The sequence below is a fragment of the Pseudomonas thermotolerans DSM 14292 genome (assembly GCF_000364625.1).
Classification (GTDB): domain Bacteria; phylum Pseudomonadota; class Gammaproteobacteria; order Pseudomonadales; family Pseudomonadaceae; genus Aquipseudomonas; species Aquipseudomonas thermotolerans.
Genome location: NZ_KB822604.1, coordinates 1 through 18,791, shown reverse-complemented (window position 1 = coordinate 18,791; position 18,791 = coordinate 1). Strand labels below are relative to the sequence as shown.

Annotated in this window: 16 protein-coding genes and 1 pseudogene; 15 read left to right on the top strand and 2 right to left on the bottom strand. The window is 68.5% G+C overall.

Going from position 1 to position 18,791, the window contains the following annotated elements; genetic code table 11:
* Positions 1–80 precede the first annotated feature (80 nt).
* The 14 genes from H165_RS0106180 to H165_RS0106115 all read left to right on the top strand — a co-directional run bounded on the left by H165_RS0106180 (position 81) and on the right by H165_RS0106115 (position 15,590).
* A complete protein-coding gene (locus H165_RS0106180) occupies positions 81–1,049 on the top strand; it encodes a phosphate ABC transporter substrate-binding protein PstS family protein (RefSeq protein ID WP_017938041.1) in 969 nt (322 codons plus the stop codon).
* 127 nt (positions 1,050–1,176) lie between these two features.
* The gene (locus H165_RS0106175; RefSeq protein ID WP_017938040.1) at positions 1,177–3,459 is read left to right on the top strand and encodes an ABC transporter permease subunit; all 2,283 of its coding nucleotides are present in this window, start codon (positions 1,177–1,179) and stop codon (positions 3,457–3,459) included.
* 69 nt (positions 3,460–3,528) lie between these two features.
* Positions 3,529–5,199 carry a phosphate ABC transporter permease PstA gene (pstA, locus tag H165_RS0106170; RefSeq protein ID WP_017938039.1) on the top strand — a complete coding sequence of 557 codons (1,671 nt, stop codon included), beginning with the start codon at positions 3,529–3,531 and terminating at the stop codon, positions 5,197–5,199.
* Positions 5,200–5,235: 36 nt separating this feature from the next.
* Complete coding sequence (gene pstB, locus H165_RS0106165; protein WP_017938038.1) at positions 5,236–6,069, top strand: phosphate ABC transporter ATP-binding protein PstB; 834 nt, start codon at positions 5,236–5,238, stop codon at positions 6,067–6,069.
* A gap of 135 nt (positions 6,070–6,204) precedes the next feature.
* The gene (phoU, locus tag H165_RS0106160) at positions 6,205–6,945 is read left to right on the top strand and encodes a phosphate signaling complex protein PhoU (protein ID WP_017938037.1); all 741 of its coding nucleotides are present in this window, start codon (positions 6,205–6,207) and stop codon (positions 6,943–6,945) included.
* 105 nt (positions 6,946–7,050) lie between these two features.
* Entirely contained in the window at positions 7,051–7,944 is an 894-nt protein-coding gene (locus tag H165_RS0106155) for a response regulator (protein ID WP_017938036.1), read from the top strand.
* A 163-nt stretch (positions 7,945–8,107) separates the two neighbouring features.
* Positions 8,108–9,004 carry a peptidoglycan DD-metalloendopeptidase family protein gene (locus H165_RS0106150; protein ID WP_017938035.1) on the top strand — a complete coding sequence of 299 codons (897 nt, stop codon included), beginning with the start codon at positions 8,108–8,110 and terminating at the stop codon, positions 9,002–9,004.
* Positions 9,005–9,175: 171 nt separating this feature from the next.
* Positions 9,176–9,427 carry a hypothetical protein gene (locus H165_RS0106145; protein ID WP_017938034.1) on the top strand — a complete coding sequence of 84 codons (252 nt, stop codon included), beginning with the start codon at positions 9,176–9,178 and terminating at the stop codon, positions 9,425–9,427.
* A gap of 208 nt (positions 9,428–9,635) precedes the next feature.
* A complete protein-coding gene (locus tag H165_RS18420; protein WP_051059488.1) occupies positions 9,636–10,994 on the top strand; it encodes a flavin-containing monooxygenase in 1,359 nt (452 codons plus the stop codon).
* The gene (locus H165_RS0106135; RefSeq protein WP_017938032.1) at positions 10,994–11,416 is read left to right on the top strand and encodes a RidA family protein; all 423 of its coding nucleotides are present in this window, start codon (positions 10,994–10,996) and stop codon (positions 11,414–11,416) included. Before H165_RS18420 ends, H165_RS0106135 begins: the two co-directional genes overlap by 1 nt.
* A gap of 10 nt (positions 11,417–11,426) precedes the next feature.
* Positions 11,427–12,101 carry a DUF1028 domain-containing protein gene (locus H165_RS0106130; protein ID WP_017938031.1) on the top strand — a complete coding sequence of 225 codons (675 nt, stop codon included), beginning with the start codon at positions 11,427–11,429 and terminating at the stop codon, positions 12,099–12,101.
* Between the two features lie 100 nt (positions 12,102–12,201).
* Positions 12,202–13,353 carry an acetylornithine deacetylase gene (gene argE, locus H165_RS0106125; RefSeq protein WP_017938030.1) on the top strand — a complete coding sequence of 384 codons (1,152 nt, stop codon included), beginning with the start codon at positions 12,202–12,204 and terminating at the stop codon, positions 13,351–13,353.
* An 81-nt stretch (positions 13,354–13,434) separates the two neighbouring features.
* Complete coding sequence (locus H165_RS0106120; protein ID WP_017938029.1) at positions 13,435–13,932, top strand: M48 metallopeptidase family protein; 498 nt, start codon at positions 13,435–13,437, stop codon at positions 13,930–13,932.
* Positions 13,933–14,201: 269 nt separating this feature from the next.
* Entirely contained in the window at positions 14,202–15,590 is a 1,389-nt protein-coding gene (locus tag H165_RS0106115; RefSeq protein WP_017938028.1) for an amino acid permease, read from the top strand.
* Positions 15,591–15,648: 58 nt separating this feature from the next.
* Here the strand turns inward: H165_RS0106115 and yccS are convergent, their stop codons facing one another.
* Positions 15,649–17,820, bottom strand: coding sequence for a YccS family putative transporter (gene yccS / locus H165_RS0106110; RefSeq protein WP_017938027.1), 2,172 nt, complete (start codon positions 17,818–17,820; stop codon positions 15,649–15,651).
* A gap of 156 nt (positions 17,821–17,976) precedes the next feature.
* Here yccS and H165_RS0106105 point away from each other — a divergent pair.
* Positions 17,977–18,522: pseudogene (locus H165_RS0106105) on the top strand (Clp protease/crotonase-like domain-containing protein); the annotation flags it as partial.
* Here the strand turns inward: H165_RS0106105 and H165_RS0106100 are convergent.
* A partial coding sequence (locus tag H165_RS0106100; protein ID WP_017938025.1) for an integrase core domain-containing protein occupies positions 18,517–18,791 on the bottom strand: 275 nt, incomplete at its 5' end. The pseudogene H165_RS0106105 and the gene H165_RS0106100 overlap by 6 nt on opposite strands.

The window sequence follows — 18,791 nt, the reverse complement described above, 5'->3', positions numbered from 1 at the left end:
CATTCCGCTCATAGAGTGCTCATGCGCCCCGAAGATACTGGGCCTCGTTGCAACCCCCCCTGATCTGCTAGGAGCAAGGCATGAAACTCAAGCGTTTGATGGCGGCCCTGACCTTCGCCGCTACCGGCCTGGGCGGCACAGTCACGTTCGCCGCCGTGGACCCGGCGCTGTCGGACTATGTCAAGACCTCGGGCGTCTCCGGCAACCTGTCCAGCGTCGGTTCCGACTCCCTGGCCAACCTGATGACCCTGTGGGCCGAGGAATTCAAGAAGCTGTACCCGAACGTGAACATCCAGATCCAGGCTGCCGGCTCCTCCACCGCGCCGCCCGCCATGACCGAAGGCACCGCCAACGTGGGCCCGATGAGCCGTCCGATGAAGGACAGCGAAATCCAGGCCTTCGAAGAGAAGTACGGCTACAAGCCGACCGCGGTGCCGGTTGCCATCGACGCCCTGGCGGTGTTCGTGCACAAGGACAACCCGATCAAGTCGCTGTCGATCGAGCAGGTCGACGCCATCTTCTCCAGCACCCGCCTGTGCGGCGGTGCCAAGGACATCACCACCTGGGGCGACCTGGGCCTGAGCGGCGAGTGGGCGACCCGGCCGATCCAGCTGTTCGGCCGCAACTCGGTGTCCGGCACCTATGGCTACTTCAAGGAAGAGGCCCTGTGCAAGGGCGACTTCAAGGCCAGCGTCAACGAGCAGCCGGGCTCTGCCTCGGTGGTGCAGTCGATCTCCAGCACCATCAACGCCATCGGCTACTCGGGCATCGGCTACCGCACCGCCAGCGTGCGCGCCGTGCCGCTGGTCAACAAGCGGGGCGAGGAAGAGGAAGCCAACGAGCGCAACGCGCTGTCCGGCAAGTACCCGCTGGCGCGGTTCTTCTACGTCTACGTGAACAAGGCGCCGAACCAGCCGCTCAACCCGCTGGAGGCCGAGTTCATCAAGCTGGTGCTGTCCCGCCAGGGCCAGGAGGTGGTGGTCAAGGACGGCTACATCCCGTTGCCCAAGAAGGTGGTCGACAGGACCCTCCGGGAGCTGGACCTCTAGGCGGCGCCGCCGGCCCGGCCGGGCCGGCGGACTGTAACCTTTCTGTCACACAAGGGCGCTAGAGTGGCGGCGCTGGGCAAACCGCCCGGCGCCATGAACCCGCTCGCGTAGAGACTGAAGAACCCGCATGAACGACTTGGCTAAGCAGTCCCAGGGCTCCGTCGGCAACCCGCTGGGCATCGACTTCGATACCCCGGCCCTGAAGCGCAAGCGGCGCGTGCGGGCGCTGAAGGATCGGCTGGCGCGCTGGTACGTGTCCATCGGCGGCCTGGCGGTGCTGGGCGCCATCACCCTGATCTTCTTCTACCTGGCCCATGTGGTGCTGCCGATGTTCCAGGGCGCCGAGCTGCAGCCCCAGGACGCCGCGCAGCCGGCCTGGCTGGCCGAGGCTGGCGAACCGCTGCTGCTGGCTATCGAGGAACAGAACCAGGTGGCCATGCGCCTGGCCGCCAACGGCCGCATCCAGTTCTTCGCCCTGCATGACGGCTCGCCCCTGAGTTCCGTCGAACTGCCGCTGCCGGCCGGCGCCGGGGTGGTCGCGGTGGGCCGTGACCAGCCGGGCAGCCGGCGCATCGCCCTGGGCCTGTCCAACGGCACGGTGCTGGTGCTGGAGCACAACTACCGGGTCAGCTACCCGGACAACGTCAAGACCATCACCCCGCAGGTCGACTTTCCCTTCGGCGCGGAGCCCATTCCGTTGGATGAGCGCGGCCGCGCCCTCGAGCATGTGGCGCTCAGCCTCGACGGCGACAGCCTGCTGCTGGCCGGCGCGGTGGGCCCCGAACTGCGCCTGGTGCGCCTGACGCGCGAGGAGAACCTGCTCACCGGCGAGGTCACCGTGGAGCGCCAGGGCATCGAGCTGCCGCAGATCGCCGATCCCATCAGGGAATTGCTCCTCGACCCGCGCCAGCGCTGGCTGTACGTGCTCAACGGCCGCGCCACCGCGGATGTCTTCGACTTGCGTCAGCGCCGCCTCAACGGCCGCTACCCGCTGCTCAGCGGCCAGCGCGAGGTGACCGCCGCGGCCAGCCTGCTGGGCGGCATCTCGCTGCTGGTCGGCGACTCAGGCGGCGGCATCCGGCAGTGGTTCATGGTCCGCGATGCCGAGGGCAACGCCCGGCTGCAGGCGATCCGCGACTTCCGGCTGGGCGATGCAGCGATCCGCCAGATCCTTCCGGAGGAACGCCGCAAGGGTTTCCTGGCACTGGATGATGCCGGCCGCCTGGGAATCTTCCACAGCACCGCCGAGCGCACCCTGCTGGTCGAGCCGGTGGCCGAGGGCCCCGTCCTGGCCGCTCTGTCGCCGCGCGCCAGCCGTCTGCTGGTGGAGGACGGCGGCCAGCTGCGCCGCTTCGTGGTGGACAACCCGCACCCGGAGATTTCCTGGCGCGCGCTGTGGGGCAAGGTCTGGTACGAGAACTACGACAAGCCCGGTTACGTCTGGCAGTCGACCTCGGCGAACACCGACTTCGAGCCTAAGCTGAGCCTCTCGCCGCTGGCCTTCGGCACCCTCAAGGCGGCCTTCTACGCCATGCTCCTGGCCGCCCCGCTGGCCATCGCCGCGGCCATCTACACCGCCTACTTCATGGCGCCGCGCCTGCGCACCAAGGTCAAGCCGGCCATCGAGCTGATGGAGGCGCTGCCCACGGTGATCCTCGGCTTCTTCGCCGGGCTGTTCCTGGCGCCTTTCCTGGAGAACCACCTGCCGGGGATCTTCAGCCTGCTGCTGCTCGTGCCGCTGGGCATCCTGCTCGCCGGCTACCTGTGGAGCCGGCTGCCCGACGCCCTGCGCCTGCGCGTGGCGGACGGCTGGGAGGCGGCCCTGCTGATCCCGGTGGTGCTCGGTGTCGGCTGGTTCGCCCTGGCGATCAGCGGGCATCTGGAGAACTGGTTGTTCGGCGGCAACATGCGCCTGTGGCTGTCCAACGAACTGGGCATCCCCTTCGATCAGCGCAACGCCCTGGTGGTCGGCCTGGCCATGGGCTTCGCGGTGATCCCGAATATCTACTCGATCGCCGAGGACGCGGTGTTCAGCGTGCCGAAGAGTCTGACCTTCGGCTCCCTGGCCCTCGGCGCCACACCCTGGCAGACCCTGACCCGGGTGGTGATCCTCACCGCCAGCCCGGGGATCTTCTCGGCGCTGATGATCGGCATGGGCCGCGCGGTGGGCGAGACCATGATCGTGCTGATGGCCACCGGCAACACGCCGATCATGGACGCCAACATCTTCGAGGGCATGCGCACCCTGGCCGCCAACGTCGCGGTGGAGATGCCCGAGTCCGAGGTGGGCAGCAGCCACTACCGGGTGCTGTTCCTCGCCGCCCTGGTGCTGCTGCTGTTCACCTTCGTGATGAACACCTTGGCCGAGCTGATCCGCCAGCGGCTGCGGAGCCGTTATGCGTCGCTGTAGTGGGAGTGCGACTCCTCTCTCCCGGAGGGGGAGGGGAGGTCCCGGCGCTGCCCGTGAAGGAATGAGAGCGTGAAACGAAACGACCTGAAGAGTTGGATCAAGAGCGGCGCCCCCGGGGTGTGGATGAGCGGCGGGGCGGTGGCCATCGCCATCATCATGACCCTCGGCCTGCTGGCGGTGATCGCCGTGCGCGGCCTCGGCCACTTCTGGCCAGCCGATGTGCTGGAGAGCGACTATCGCATCCCCGGCCAGGAACCCCGGGTGCTGCTCGGCGAGGTGGTCGAGGTCGAGGAGGTGCCGCGCGCCCGGCTGCTGGCCTCCGGCCTGCCGGTGGCCGCGGCTGGCGGCGAGTTCATGACCCGCGAGCTGCTCAAGGTGGGCAACCGCGACCTGTTCGGCAGCGACTTCGCCTGGGTGGTCGGCGAGTGGCTGGCCAACCCGCGCACACCGGACGAGGTGCTGGTGGTCGAGCGTCGCGAGTGGGGCAACTTCTACGGCTACCTGGTCAACGTCAAGCAGGACGGTCAGGTAGTGGCCAGCGGCGCCGCGGCCTGGGCCGAGCTGCAGGAGCGGCTCGAACGGGCCAACCGGCTGCAGGCGCGGCTCGAACGTCTGCAGCGGCGCGACATCGGCGCCATCAACCACGGCCTCGAGCGCCTGCGCCTGAAGGCCCGCAAGCTGGAGCTGGACGGCCGGCTGGATGCCGCCGCCCAGGCCGATCTGGAAGCCGAGCGCGCTGAGCTGGGCGCCCGCTACCAGGCGCTGGAGCGGCAGCTCGGCGAGCTGCGCCGCCAAGTCGACCGCGACAGCATCACCCTGCGCGCCAGCGACGGCCGCGAGCGCGAGATCGGCCTCGGCAAGGTGGTGCGCGCCTACCGCCCCAACGCCATGTCGACCCTCGACAAGCTGGGCTTCTATGCCGGCAAGCTGTGGGAGTTCGTCAGCGACGAGCCGCGCGAGGCGAACACCGAGGGCGGCATCTTCCCGGCCATCTTCGGCACCGTGATCATGGTGATCATCATGGCGGTGATCGTCACCCCGTTCGGCGTGGTGGCCGCGGTCTACCTGCGCGAGTACGCCAGGCAGGGGCCGCTGACCCGGGTGATCCGCATCGCGGTGAACAACCTCGCCGGGGTGCCTTCCATCGTCTACGGGGTGTTCGGCCTGGGCTTCTTCGTCTACGTGCTGGGCGGCTCTCTCGACCGGCTTTTCTTTCCCGAGGCGGCGCCGGCGCCGACCTTCGGCACCCCGGGGCTGCTGTGGGCCTCGCTGACCCTGGCGATCCTCACCCTGCCGGTGGTCATCGTCGCCACCGAGGAGGGCCTGGCGCGGATCCCCCGGGCGGTGCGCGAAGGTTCCCTGGCTCTCGGCGCGACCAAGATCGAGACCCTCTGGAGGGTGGTCATCCCCATGGCCAGCCCGGCAATGATGACCGGCCTGATCCTCGCCGTGGCGCGAGCCGCCGGGGAGGTGGCACCGCTGATGCTGGTCGGCGTGGTGAAGCTGGCGCCGAGCCTGCCGCTGGACGCCAACTACCCCTACCTGCACCTGGACCAGAAGATCATGCACCTGGGCTTCCACATCTACGACGTCGGCTTCCAGAGCCCCAACGTCGAGGCCGCGCGGCCGCTGGTGTACGCCACCGCGCTGCTGCTGGTGGTGGTGATCGCCCTGCTCAACCTGAGCGCCGTGTACATCCGCAACCACCTGCGCGAGAAGTACAAGGCCCTGGAACACTGACGGCGGGCCGTGGTCCGCCGGCGACGGAGAGAGTCTATGCAACAACCCCAAACCACCCACGGCTTGGACATGGCGGTCCTCGGCCGCAGCAAGCAGGGCCTGAGCCTGGCCGAGGAGCGTGTGGCCCTCGAGGTGCCCGGTCTGAACCTCTACTACGGCGACAAGCAGGCGCTCTTCGACGTGCGCATGAACATTCCCAAGCAGCGGGTAACCGCCTTCATCGGCCCCTCCGGCTGCGGCAAGTCGACCCTGCTGCGCTGCTTCAACCGCATGAACGACCTGGTGGACGGCTGCCGGGTAGACGGCGAGATCCGCCTCGACGGCCGCAACATCTACGCCAAGGGCGAGGACGTCGCCGAGCTGCGCCGCCGCGTCGGCATGGTGTTCCAGAAGCCCAACCCGTTCCCCAAGAGCATCTACGAGAACGTGGTCTACGGCCTGCGCATCCAGGGCATCAACCAGAAGCGCCTGCTCGACGAGGCGGTGGAATGGGCGCTGAAGAGCGCGGCCCTGTGGGACGAGGTCAAGGACCGCCTGCACGAATCGGCCCTCGGCCTCTCCGGCGGCCAGCAGCAGCGCCTGGTGATCGCCCGCACCGTGGCCGTGCAGCCGGAGGTGCTGCTGCTCGACGAGCCCTGCTCGGCGCTGGACCCGATCTCCACCCTCAAGGTGGAGGAGCTGATCTACGAGCTGAAGAGCAAGTACACCATCGTCATCGTCACCCACAACATGCAGCAGGCCGCACGGGTCTCCGACTACACGGCGTTCATGTACATGGGCAAGCTGGTGGAGTTCGGCGACACCGACACCCTGTTCACCAACCCGGCGAAGAAGCAGACCGAGGACTACATCACCGGCCGCTACGGCTGATGCCTGGCCATGTGAAACCGCGCCGGGCCGTCGGCGTCGCGCCGTACCAGTCGTACCGTCTGCGTGGCGCCTCCTGGCCCGAGGCGATTTCCCAAGGGCTAGGCCGGGCATACATTCGAATCGCAAGGGCTCAACATGATCAGCAAAGACAATCTCACCCAGCACATCTCCCAGCAGTTCAACGCCGAGCTGGAGGAGCTGCGCAGCCATCTCCTGGCGATGGGCGGCCTGGTCGAGAAACAGGTCAACGACGCGGTCAGCGCGCTGATCGAGGCCGACTCCGGGCTGGCCCAGCAGGTCCGCGAGCTCGACGCCCAGATCAACCAGATGGAGCTGACCATCGACGAGGCCTGCTTGCGCATCCTCGCCCGCCGCCAGCCGGCCGCCTCCGATCTGCGGCTGATCATCAGCATCTCCAAGTCGGTGATCGACCTCGAACGGATCGGCGACGAGGCCACCAAGATCGCCAAGCGTGCCATCCTGCTCAGCGAGGAAGGCGAGTCGCCGCGCGGCTACGTGGAGGTACGCCACATCGGTCAGCAGGTGCGCAAGATGGTCCGCGAGTCGCTGGACGCCTTTGCCCGCTTCGACGCCGACCTGGCCCTCGCGGTGGCCCAGTACGACAGGACCATCGACCGCGAGTACAAGACGGCCCTGCGCGAGCTGGTCACCTACATGATGGAGGACCCGCGCTCCATCTCCCGGGTGCTCAACGTGATCTGGGCGCTGCGCTCTCTGGAGCGCATCGGCGATCACGTGCGCAACATCGCCGATCTGGTCGTCTATCTGGTGCGTGGCACCGACGTGCGGCACCGCAAGCTGGCCCGTGCGGCAGGCGCGTCGCATGGCGAGGCGGACGGCAAGCAGTCCGGCTGATCGACACGCGCAGGCTCTGCGACCGGTCATCCGGCCATTCCGGTGGATGCTGGCTGGGTGCCAGCAAATGGCGATATGCTTGGCGCCACTCGCGAGGAGTGGTTCATGAGCAAAGTGTCAGTTCTGGTAGTCGACGATGCGCCCTTCATCCGTGACCTGGTCAAGAAGGCCCTGCGCGAGCAGTTCCCGGGCATCCGCATCGAAGAGGCGGTGAACGGCCGCAAGGCGCAGCAGCTGCTGGAGCGCGACGCTTTCGACCTGATCCTCTGCGACTGGGAAATGCCGGAAATGAGCGGTCTCGAGTTGCTCACCTGGTGCCGCGCCCAGGAGTCCCTGAAGGCCGTGCCCTTCGTCATGGTCACCAGTCGCGGCGACAAGGCCAATGTGCTGCAGGCCATCCAGGCCGGGGTCTCCGACTACATCGGCAAGCCCTTCTCCAGCGAACAGCTGATCACCAAGGTGAAGAAGGCCATGAGCCGCACCGGCAGGCTCGAGGCGCTCCTCCAGCAGGCGCCCAGGCCGCAAAGCAGCGGTTTGGCCAACGACTCGCTGAACGCCCTCACCGGCGGCAAGGCCGAGGTGATCAAGTCGGCCGCGCCCAGCCCCGCAGCCGCGCCCGCCGCGCCAGCGGCCCCGGCAGCCAGGGCGCCGGCGAGCGGCAAGCGCAGCCAGGGCCAGCTGCGTCTGCCCGGCGGCAACCTGCCGTGCATCGTCAAGGGCCTCAGTCTCAAGGAAGGCCAACTGCTGGTGAAGCGCGGCGAACTGCTGCCCCAGGTGCTGGAAAGCGCGGTGCTCGACCTCCAGCAGGGCGAGGGCGCCGGCGAGGTGGCGCGACTGAACGGCTACCTGCACGCGGTGGCCGCCTACGAGCCGAAGCCGGACAGCGAATGGCTGCAACTGACCTTCCGCTTCGTCGACCGCGACCCGCAGAAGCTCGATTACCTGTCCCGGCTGATCGCCCGCGGCACCGCTCAGCGGCACTTCGTTCCCGGCGCCTGAACCGCTCCCGGCGGCCATTGCGCGACCTGGCGCACAGCCCGACGACCGGCGACTCCCCCTCGCCGACCGGCGCTGCTAGGCTTGCCCGCACGACCGAATAACGAAGGTGCCGCCCGAGCCGGGCAGGCCCTCGCCTCAAGCCAAGAACTTCCTCGGGGGAATCATGCTAGGGCGCATATTCCTGCTGCTGGGCGGCCTCGTCCTGGCCGTGCCGTGCATGGCAGTGACCATCTACAAGTACACCGACGCCAACGGCGTGGTCACCTACACCGACAAGGCGGTGGCCGGTGCCCAGGTGTTCGTGTTCCGCGACCGCATGGTGGAGCGCCTCGACAACGAGGTGAAGCTGGAGACCCGCAGGCACGACGCCGGCGAGACCCTGCTGGTGCGCAACGACCTGTTCGCCCCGGTGGAGGTCGAGGTGCGTCTGGAGCAGCTGGACAACGTGGTGGGCGCGCCGGAGCGGCCGATCCGCTGGGTGCTGGCGCCGCGTAGCTCGATGCGCCTGGCGACCTTGGCACCCCGCGACCCGACGAAGCCGCTGCGCTACACCCCCAAGCTGCGCTACGCCCTCGGCGATCCGCGTCTGGCGCCGCAGCCCTACGCCTACCCGCTGCCCTGGCGCGGCGGGCCGTTCCGCCTGACCCAGGGGGCCAACGGCCGCTACAGCCACTTCACCCCCAAGGGCCGCTACGCCGTGGACATCGCCATGCCCGAGGGCACGCCGATCGTCGCGGCGCGGAGCGGGGTGGTGGTCAAGGTGGAGAACGACCAGGTCGGGCGCGGCACTAACCCTTCCGGCAACTTCGTGCGCATCCTCCACGACGACGGCACCATGGGCGTCTATCTGCACCTGCAGCGCGGCTCGGTGCTGGTCAGCGAGGGCCAGCGGGTGACGGTCGGCCAGCCCCTGGCGCGCTCCGGCAACACCGGCAACAGCACCGGTCCGCACCTGCACTTCGTGGTCCAGCGCAACGTCGGCCTGGCTCTGGAGTCCATCCCCTTCGAGTTCAACCAGCCGGTGGACAGCCTGCCCAACTTCGCCATCGGCGGCGAATGACGGGTCGGGCGCACTTCGTCGGGTGATCCCGCTGGGGTGGCGCGACTGCTCTATGGTGGGCAGTGCAGAGGAAGCAACGCGACTTCACCTGGAACACACCCAGCCGACCCCAGCGGGTCGTGCCCGCCGGACCAGGACGCCCGGCGGGACAGCCAAACGCGAGGTGCAACCATGAGCATCAATCTGCATTGCGTCCACCGCGACTACCGGATCCGCGCCGACGTCATCGAGCATCCGGGCATCCCCACGCCCTGGGCCGGCGGCTGCCTGATCACCACGCCCGAGGGGCGTACCACCAAGCGCATCCCCCTGCCGCTGCAATGCGCTTTCCTCGCCGACCTGGAGAACGCCCAGCGCGCCTCCATCGCCCACGGCAAGTGGCTGGTGGATCAGCACCTGGATCACGGTCGCGAACTGCACTGATCCGCCGCCTATCGCGGGCCGCCGCGGGTGGCCCGCCACCTCCTTTTCCCCTCGCCAGGCGCCGCCGGGCCAGGCGTTGCGCCGCCCTCCAGTTTTTGCCTAGCCAGCAACTACAAAAAACATAATTTCGCGAATTCCTCGCTCTGAACAGAATGCGGACACCCCCCACCGAAAGCCGCAACTGGTCAGAATTCAGAGGAAGCAAGCGATGACCGACCTGACTCGAACCGCTTTTCCGACGCCATCGGACAGGACGGTTGAACCTACCCATATCGATACGCTTGTCGTTGGCGCCGGCCAGGCCGGCGTGGCCATGAGCGAGCACCTGACCGCCCAGGGCGTTCCGCATCTGGTCCTGGAGAAGAGCCGCATCGCCGAGGCCTGGCGTACCGGCCGCTGGGATTCCTTGGTCGCTAACGGCCCGGCCTGGCACGACCGTTTCCCGGGCCTGGAATTCAACATCGACCCCGACGCCTTCGCGCCGAAGGACATGGTTGCCGAGTACTTCGAGGCCTATGCCCGCAAGATCAACGCGCCGATCCGCACCGGCGTGGAGGTCAAGAAGGTGGTGCGCAACAGCGGCCGTCCGGGCTTCACCGTGGAGACCTCCGCGGGAGTGTTCGAGGCCAACCGCGTGGTGGCCGCCACCGGCCCCTTCCAGCGTCCGGTGATCCCGGCTATCGCCCCGCATGACGAGCGCCTCACCCAGCTGCACTCCGCCGACTACCGCAACCCGCAGCAGCTGCCGGAAGGCGCCGTGCTGGTAGTCGGAGCCGGTTCCTCGGGCGTGCAGATCGCCGACGAACTGAACCGCGCCGGTCGCCAGGTCTATCTGTCGGTCGGTGCCCATGACCGTCCACCGCGCTCCTACCGTGGCCGCGACTTCTGTTGGTGGCTCGGCGTGCTCGGCGAGTGGGATGCGGAGATCCCCCGTCCCGGCCGCGAGCACGTGACCATCGCGGTGAGCGGCGCCCACGGCGGCCGCACCATCGACTTCCGCGAGCTGGCCCACCAGGGCATTACCCTGGTCGGCCTGACCAAGGGCTTCGCCGACGGCGTGGCGACCTTCCAGGCCGACCTGGCCGACAACCTGGCCCGCGGCGACGAGAACTACCTGGCCCTGCTGGATGCGGCCGACGCCTACATCGCCCGCAACGGCCTGGACCTGCCGGAAGAGCCGGAAGCCCGCAAGCGTCTGCCGGAGCCGGAGTGCGTGAGCAACCCGATCCTCGAGCTGAACCTGGCCGAGGCCGGCGTCACCACCATCATCTGGGCCACCGGCTACGCCGTGGACTTCAGCTGGCTGCAGGTCAATGCCTTCGACGCCAACGGCAAGCCCAAGCACCAGCGCGGTGTTTCCAGCGAGCCGGGCATCTATTTCCTCGGCCTGCCCTGGCTGTCGCGCCGCGGCTCCTCGTTCATCTGGGGGGTCTGGCACGACGCCAAGCACATCGCCGACCACATCGCCACGCAGCGCAAGTACCAAGCCTATCGCGACGCCGCGCAGCGCCAGGCGGAAACCGCCATCGAACCGAACGCCAAAGTCAGTACCCTGGGAGCCCGCTGATGCCTACCCATACCCGTATCCGCATGTTCAACACCAAGGACACCTACCCGAACCAGTCCTTGAACAACGACCTCTGCCAGGCCGTGCGCGCCGGCAACACCGTCTATGTGCGCGGCCAGGTCGGCACCGACTTCGAAGGCCGGCTGGTCGGCCTGGGCGACCCCCGCGCCCAGGCCGAGCAGGCGATGAAGAACGTCAAGCAGCTACTGGAAGAGGCCGGCAGCGACCTGTCGCACATCGTCAAGACCACCACCTACATCGTCGACCCGCGCTACCGCGAGCCGGTCTACCAGGAAGTCGGCAAGTGGCTGAAGGGCGTCTTCCCGATCTCCACCGGCCTGGTGGTGTCCGCCCTCGGCCAGCCGGAGTGGCTGATGGAAATCGACGTGATCGCGGTGATCCCGGACGACTGGCAGAAGTAAGGAGCGGCCCATGACCTTCTCCATCGTTGGCCGCTGTGCCGAAACCGGCCAGCTCGGCATCGCCATCAGCTCGTCGAGCATCGCCGTCGGCGCCCGCTGCCCCTGGCTGCGGGCCGGGGTCGGCGCGGTGGCCACCCAGAACGTCACCCTGCCGGCCCTCGGCCCGCAGATCCTCGACCTGCTGGAGGCCGGCCAGAGCCCGGTGGAGGCGCTGGACAAGGCGCTGGCCAGCAACGGCTACAGCCAGTACCGGCAGGTCACGGTGATCGACCAGCACGGCGCCACTGCGCTGTTCAGCGGCGCCCAGGCACTCGGCGTGCACCACGCGGTGGCCGGCGAGCAGTGCGTGGCGGCCGGCAACCTGTTGGCCTCCACCCAGGTGATCGAGGCCATGGTGCAGGCCTTCGAGCAGACCGACGGCGACCTGCCCGACCGCCTGCTGGCAGCCATGCATGCCGCAATGGCCGCCGGTGGCGAGGCCGGTCCGGTGCACTCGGCGGCGCTCTCGGTGGTCAGCGAGCTGGTCTGGCCGATCGTCGATCTGCGCGTCGACTGGGCCGACGAGGACCCGATCGGCGAGCTGGACCGCCTCTGGCAGGCCTACCGGCCGCAGATGCAGGACTACATCACCCGTGCCCTCGACCCCACCAAGGCGCCGAGCTACGGCGTACCGGGAGACGAGTAACCCCTTGCCGGCGTCCATGCCCCCGCGGTACGCCGGTCTACCCTTGCGGGAGGTACCGCCCCGGCGGTCCCTCCCGCCTTTTCTTGTGTGGAGATGCCCGATGCGCAGCAGCCGCGAGATCCTCGCCGACCTGATCGCCTTCGACACCACCAGCCGCGAGTCCAACCTGGCGCTGATAGAGTACGTGCGCGCCTACCTGGACGGGCTCGGCATCGCCAGCGAGCTGCTGTTCAACGAGGACCGCAGCAAGGCCAACCTCTACGCGCGCCTCGGTCCGGACGGTCCCGGCGGGGTGATGCTCTCCGGACACAGCGACGTGGTACCGGTGGACGGCCAGCCGTGGACGGTGCCGCCGTTCACGCTCACCGAGCGCGACGGCCGCCTGTACGGGCGCGGTACCGCCGACATGAAGGGCTACATCGCCTGCGTGCTGGCCAGCCTGCCGCGCTTCCTGAAGCAGCCGCTGTGCCTGCCGCTGCATCTGGCCATCTCCTACGACGAGGAGGTCGGCTGCCTGGGCGTGCGCAGCCTGGTGGCGGCCCTCGAACAGCGTCCGGACCGCCCGGACATCTGCCTGATCGGCGAGCCCACCGAGATGCGCCCGGTGCTCGGCCACAAGGGCAAGCTGGCGATGCGCTGCGAGGTGCACGGCGCCGCCTGCCACTCGGCCTACGCGCCCCAGGGGGTCAACGCCATCGAGTACGCCGCGCGGCTGATCGGCCGCCTTGGCGAGATCGGCGCGCGGCTGGCCGCCCCGGAGCGTCACGATGCGCGCTTCGATCCGCCCTATTCCACGGTGCAGACCGGGATGATCAGCGGCGGCCGGGCGCTGAACATCGTTCCTGCCGAATGCCGCTTCGACTTCGAGGTGCGCGCGCTGCCCTCCGACGACCCGCAGCAGGTGGCGGCGGAGCTGCGCGATTACGCCGAGCGCGAGCTGCTGCCGCAGATGCGCGCGGTGCGCGCGGACACCGGCATCCGCTTCACCCCGCTGTCCGCCTACCCCGGCCTGCTCACCCCGGCGGACAGCCCGGCAGCCGAGCTGCTGGCGTTGCTCTGCGCTTCCCGGGACTTCTCCACCGTGGCCTTCGGCACCGAGGGTGGGCTGTTCGACCAGGCCGGCATCGCCACCGTGGTCTGCGGCCCGGGCAGCATGGACCAGGGCCACAAGCCCGACGAGTTCGTCACCCTGGAACAGCTGGAGCGCTGCGACGCCCTGCTGCAGCGCCTGGCGGAGTGGCTGCGCGCCTGAGGCGTGCCCGGCCGGCCGCGACTCGGGTAGGCTAGGGGGCGCTGCCGCCGGGGCAGCGCCCCGCTGTCCGCGAGCCTGCCCATGACCCAGTCCCTCAAGTATCTCCAGGCCTATCCGTCCCATCTGCAGGAGCAGGTGCGCCGGCTGATCGACGCCGGGCGCCTGGGCGAGTACCTCGAGCAGCGCTACCCCGACCGCCACCAGGTGCAGAGCGACAAGGCCCTGTACGCCTACGTCATGGCCCTCAAGCAGGAACACCTGCGCAGCGCGCCGGGCATCGACAAGGTGCTCTACGACAACCGCCTGGACCTCACCCACCGCGCCCTGGGCCTGAACAGCTCGGTCAGCCGGGTGCAGGGCGGGCGGCTCAAGGCCAAGAAGGAGATCCGCGTCGCCGCGCTGTTCAAGGACACGGCCCCGGAGTTCCTGCGCATGATCGTGGTCCACGAGCTGGCCCACCTGCGAGAGGCCGAGCACAACAAGGCCTTCTACCAGCTCTGCCAGCACATGCTGCCGGACTACCACCAGCTGGAATTCGACCTGCGCCTGTACCTGACCTGGCGCGAGCTGGACGCCTGAGGCCCGGCCAGCGAGCTTTCCGTTCCTCAGCATCGGATGCAGGGAGTTTTCCTGAGTAGGACGCTCGTTACAGGATATTTCACCGTTTTGAACGGCGATGTCGCGTCATTGGTTGCCCCCGGCGCGCACCCTCATTAAAACGCCCGATCACTCAGGACTCCCCTGAAGCCTCCGGATCCCGAGGCCGCCCACCGGTGGCCGAGGGCGTGGTGCCGCCCGGGTTACCCTCCCGGGCCGGCTTGGACCTTTACAACAATAAAAGGTTAACGATGTCCCAGAAAGACGAACTCCAGCGCGGGCTGGGCGAACGGCACATTCGGCTCATGGCCCTCGGCGCCTGCATCGGCGTCGGTCTCTTCCTCGGTTCCGCCAAGGCCATTCAGATGGCCGGCCCGGCGATCATGCTCTCCTACATCCTCGGCGGCCTGGCGATCCTGGTGATCATGCGCGCCCTCGGCGAGATGGCCGTGCACGAGCCGGTGGCCGGCTCCTTCAGCCACTACGCCAAGGAATACCTGGGGCCCCTGGCGGGCTTCCTCACCGGCTGGAACTATTGGTTCCTCTGGCTGGTGACCTGCGTGGCGGAAATCACCGCGGTGGCCATCTACATGCAGGTCTGGTTCCCCGAGGTGCCGCGCTGGATCTGGGCGCTGGCCGCGTTGGCCAGCATGGGCGCGGTCAACCTGGCGACCGTCAAGGCCTTCGGCGAGTTCGAGTTCTGGTTCGCGCTGATCAAGATCGTCACCATCATCGCCATGATTCTCGCCGGCGCCGGGATGATCTGCTTCGGCCTGGGCAACGACGGGGTCGCCACCGGCATCGCCAACCTCTGGAGCCACGGTGGCTTCATGCCCAACGGCATCACCGGGGTGCTGATGTCGCTCTCCATGGTGATGTTCGCCTACCTCGGTGTGGAGATGATCGGGCTGACTGCCGGCGAGGCGAAGAACCCGCAGAAGAGCATTCCTGGTGCCATCAATTCGGTGTTCTGGCGCATTCTGCTGTTCTACGTCGGCGCCCTGTTCGTGATCATGTCCATCTACCCGTGGAACGAGATTGGCACCCAGGGCAGCCCCTTCGTGATGACCTTCGAGCGCCTCGGCATCAAGACCGCCGCCGGGATCATCAACTTCGTGGTGATCACCGCCGCGCTGTCCTCCTGCAACGGCGGCATCTTCAGCACCGGGCGCATGCTCTATAGCCTGGCGAAGGACGGCCAGGCACCGCAGACCTTCGCCCGTACCTCGAAGAACGGCGTGCCGCGCAACGCCCTGCTGCTGTGCATCGGCGCCCTGCTGGTGGGCGTGGTGCTGAACTACCTGGCGCCGGAGAAGGTGTTCGTCTGGGTGACCTCGATCGCTACCTTCGGCGCCATCTGGACCTGGGGCATGATCCTCGTCGCGCAGATGCGCTTCCGCCGCCGGCTGACCGCCGAGCAGGTGGCCGGCCTGCAGTTCCGCATGTGGCTGTACCCGCTGAGCAACTACCTGGCGCTGGCCTTCCTGGCTCTGGTGGTGGTGCTGATGGCGTTCTTCGAGGACACCCGCATCGCCCTGTTCGTCGGCCCGGCCTTCCTGGTCTTCCTGGTGGTGCTCTACCACACCCGCCGGCTGGGCGAGAAGGGCGGTGCCGTGCAGCCGACCGGCGACGCCGCCTGAGGCCATCCCGCAAGCCAGCAAGAAGCCCCGCCTCGAGCGGGGCTTTTTCGTTGCCGGATCAGCTGCGCTTCTGCACGTGGGCGACCAGGCTGCGCAGCGGCGCCAGCTGCCGGCAGATCAGCGCCAGCTCGGTCTGCACCAGACGGTGGCCATCGTCCAGATCCTCGGGCAACTGCTCCAGCTGGCGGGCCAGCGCCTCCTCGGCGTCGGAGTGCACCGCCACCGGGGTGCCGCTCTGCAGGCTGCGGGCCAGCTCCTCGAGGGTCGCCGCCAGGCGCTCGGCGGCGCTGTCCAGGAGGGCGTCGCTGGCGTCCTCGGGCAGCGTCTCGCGGTGCGCGCCGAGGGCCGAGAGGTAGCCGAGCAGGGTGTGAGAGAGCAGCAGGAAGCGGAAGCCGGTCTCCGCATCCTTGCGGAAGTGTCCGGGCTCGAGAAGCATGTTGCCGAGGGTGGTGGACAGCGCCGCGTCGGCGTTGTGGGCGTTGCGCCGGGCCAGCCGGTAGGCCAGGTCGTCGCGCTTGCCGGTCTCGTACTGGCGCATGATCTCGCGCAGGTAGCGGGCGTTGCAGTTCAGGGTGTTGGCCAGTACCGCGTCGAGGCGCCGGCCCTGCCAGTCGGGGAGGATGAGGAACACCGCCAGGGCGGCGATCAGGCTGCCGACCAGGGTGTCGAACAGCCGCGGCAGGAGCAGCCCGTAGCCGTCCCCCACCTGGTTGAAGCAGAACAGCACCATCAGGGTGATGGCCGCGGTGGCCAGGGTGTAGCGGCTGGCGCGGGTGGCGAAGAACACCACCCCGGCGCACACCGCGAACAGCGACTGCAGCAGCGGTTCGGGGAACAGGTCGAACAGCGCCCAACCGGCGCCGAGGCCAAGCAGAGTGCCGCCGATCCGCTGCACCAGCTTGATCCGCGTGGCACCGTAGTTGGGCTGGCAGACGAACACCGTGGTGAGCAGGATCCAGTAGCCCTGCTCGGGGTGGATGGCGTGCAGCACGCCGTAGCCGGCGACCAGCGCCACGGCCATGCGCAGGGCGTGGCGGAACAGCAGCGAGGTGGGCGTCAGCTGCAGGCGGATGCGCTCGAAGGCGTCGCGCAGGTTGCGCGGCGAGCGGTCGAACAGGGTGGTGTCCTGCTCCTCGGCCAGGGCATCCGGGTTGACCGCCCCGGCCAGCTGGTGCTCCAAGGTCGCGAGGTTGCCGGCTAGCGCACGCAGGGCGCGCAGCAGGTCACGCCATTCCGGGCGGTTCTGGGCGTACAGGTGGTCCAGCGAGGCCTGCAGGTCGGCGCTGGCCTGGGCGCTGTCGGCGCCGTAGTCGAACGGCTGACGGTACTGGATGGCCTCGCCCAGCTCGTGGCAGGCGTTGGCCTGCAGGGTCAGCAGGCGCTGGCAGCGGAACAGCACGTCGCTGTGGAAGAAGGTCTCGACCAGGGCGTTGTAGGGGTAGTGCGAGGCGCTGGTGCGCTCGTGGATGTCCTGGGCCATGAAGTACAGCTTCAGGTAGCGGTTCACCTGAGCGCCGGGCCGCGACTTGCCGATGCGGTTGAGCAGGGTCTCCTTGGCGGCGTTCAGCGCCGACACCAGGCGGCCGTTCTGACGCGCCACCTCCAGGCGCCGCGCCTCGACGTCCAGGCCGCGCACCGGCTCCAGCAACTGCGCCTTGAGCTTCAGGTACAGGCCCAGTTCGCGGTACACCCGGGCCAGGCTGTGCTGCACCGGCTGGTGGGCGAATAGCGCGTGCCAGAGCACCGACAGCAGGCCGTACCAGGCGGCCCCGGCGACCAGCAGCAGCGGCTCGCGCCAGAGGTTCTCCACCGCGCCGTCGCGCTGGTCGACGCCGATCATGCTGTAGATCGACAGGATCAGGGTCGCCGAGGCGATGGTCGCGTAGCGCTCGCCGAGGGCGCCGAGCATCACCAGGGCGAAGGCGGAGAAGGCCAGGCCGGCGGCGAACAGCCAAGGGTAGCTGAACAGCAGCTCCACCGAGAAGGCCGCCACCGCGAAGCACGCCAGGGTGACCAGCAGGGCACTGAGGCGCCCGTGCCAGCTGTCGTCGGTCTCCGCCAGGGCGCTGGCGATGATGCCGAGGAACAGCGGGATCATCAGCGCCGGTTCGCCACGCCACCAGCCCAGCACGGTGGCGCCGGCCAGGGCGACGAACACCCGCAGGCTGTAGCTGAACTTGTCCTGGAACCAGAGACGACGCAGGGACTGGAGGAGGTCGCGGCTGAGCATGGGCCTGCCTGGGCGGGAAGCTGAGGGGCAATTATCGCCTGTGGGCGAAGCAAAAAACATGCGCGGAGTCCGTGGCCGGGTTCACCGGTGCCGCTCGACTATCCTTGTGGGGGCCGGCCTTCGCACGACGAGGCGGGAAGTGTCCCGGGAGGAGAGATGAAGGCAAGAGCCCTGTGCTGCGCATTGCTCCTGCTGCTTGGCAGCCTGGCGAGTGGCGTGCGGGCGGACGGTCCTGTGGTGGTGCTGGCGGTGGAGGGGGCCATAGGGCCGGCCAGCGCCGACTACCTGGTCCGCGGCCTGGCCCATGCCGCGGAGGACGGCGCCCAACTGGTGGTGATCCGCCTGGACACCCCGGGCGGCCTCGATACCTCGATGCGCGAGATCATCAAGGCGATCCTCGCCAGCCAGGTGCCGGTGGCCACCTACGTTTCCCCCGGTGGTGCGCGGGCCGCCAGCGCCGGCACCTACATCCTCTACGCCAGCCACGTGGCGGCCATGGCCCCGGGCACCAACCTGGGCGCCGCCACCCCGGTGCAGATCGGTGGCCTGCCTGGTTCGCCGCCGGAGCGTCCGGACAGGCCCACCAAGCCGGGCACCGGCAAGGAGGCCGGGAAGGCCGACAAGGTCGCGGCGCCGGCGGATGCCGATGCCCTGAGCCGCAAGCAGATCAACGACGCCGCCGCCTACATCCGCGGTCTAGCTGTGTAAACCCAGTACGTTGTTCAGTGGAAGTGGTACGCGGCTGATGGGTGGGTTGTAGCCAAGGCTGGCGTGTGGTCTGTGCCAGTTGTAGTGGTGCAGCCACGGCAGCAGGTGAGCGGCGCGTTGCTCGGAACTCTCATAGCTGCGGGCGTATGCCCACTCGCGCAGGCTGGTCTGGATGAAGCGTTCGGCTTTGCCGTTGGTACGTGGGGTATAGGGCCTGGTCCAGAGATGGCGCAAGCCCAGCCGGCGAACCAGGCGACGGAAGC

Coding starts and splice junctions, on each gene's coding strand:
- H165_RS0106180 (WP_017938041.1), top strand. CDS start 81: ATGAAACTCAAGCGTTTGATGGCGGCCCTGACCTTCGCCGCTACCGGC.
- H165_RS0106175 (WP_017938040.1), top strand. CDS start 1,177: ATGAACGACTTGGCTAAGCAGTCCCAGGGCTCCGTCGGCAACCCGCTG.
- pstB (WP_017938038.1), top strand. CDS start 5,236: ATGCAACAACCCCAAACCACCCACGGCTTGGACATGGCGGTCCTCGGC.
- phoU (WP_017938037.1), top strand. CDS start 6,205: ATGATCAGCAAAGACAATCTCACCCAGCACATCTCCCAGCAGTTCAAC.
- H165_RS0106155 (WP_017938036.1), top strand. CDS start 7,051: ATGAGCAAAGTGTCAGTTCTGGTAGTCGACGATGCGCCCTTCATCCGT.
- H165_RS0106150 (WP_017938035.1), top strand. CDS start 8,108: ATGCTAGGGCGCATATTCCTGCTGCTGGGCGGCCTCGTCCTGGCCGTG.
- H165_RS0106145 (WP_017938034.1), top strand. CDS start 9,176: ATGAGCATCAATCTGCATTGCGTCCACCGCGACTACCGGATCCGCGCC.
- H165_RS18420 (WP_051059488.1), top strand. CDS start 9,636: ATGACCGACCTGACTCGAACCGCTTTTCCGACGCCATCGGACAGGACG.
- H165_RS0106135 (WP_017938032.1), top strand. CDS start 10,994: ATGCCTACCCATACCCGTATCCGCATGTTCAACACCAAGGACACCTAC.
- H165_RS0106130 (WP_017938031.1), top strand. CDS start 11,427: ATGACCTTCTCCATCGTTGGCCGCTGTGCCGAAACCGGCCAGCTCGGC.
- argE (WP_017938030.1), top strand. CDS start 12,202: ATGCGCAGCAGCCGCGAGATCCTCGCCGACCTGATCGCCTTCGACACC.
- H165_RS0106120 (WP_017938029.1), top strand. CDS start 13,435: ATGACCCAGTCCCTCAAGTATCTCCAGGCCTATCCGTCCCATCTGCAG.
- H165_RS0106115 (WP_017938028.1), top strand. CDS start 14,202: ATGTCCCAGAAAGACGAACTCCAGCGCGGGCTGGGCGAACGGCACATT.
- yccS (WP_017938027.1), bottom strand. CDS start 17,820: ATGCTCAGCCGCGACCTCCTCCAGTCCCTGCGTCGTCTCTGGTTCCAG.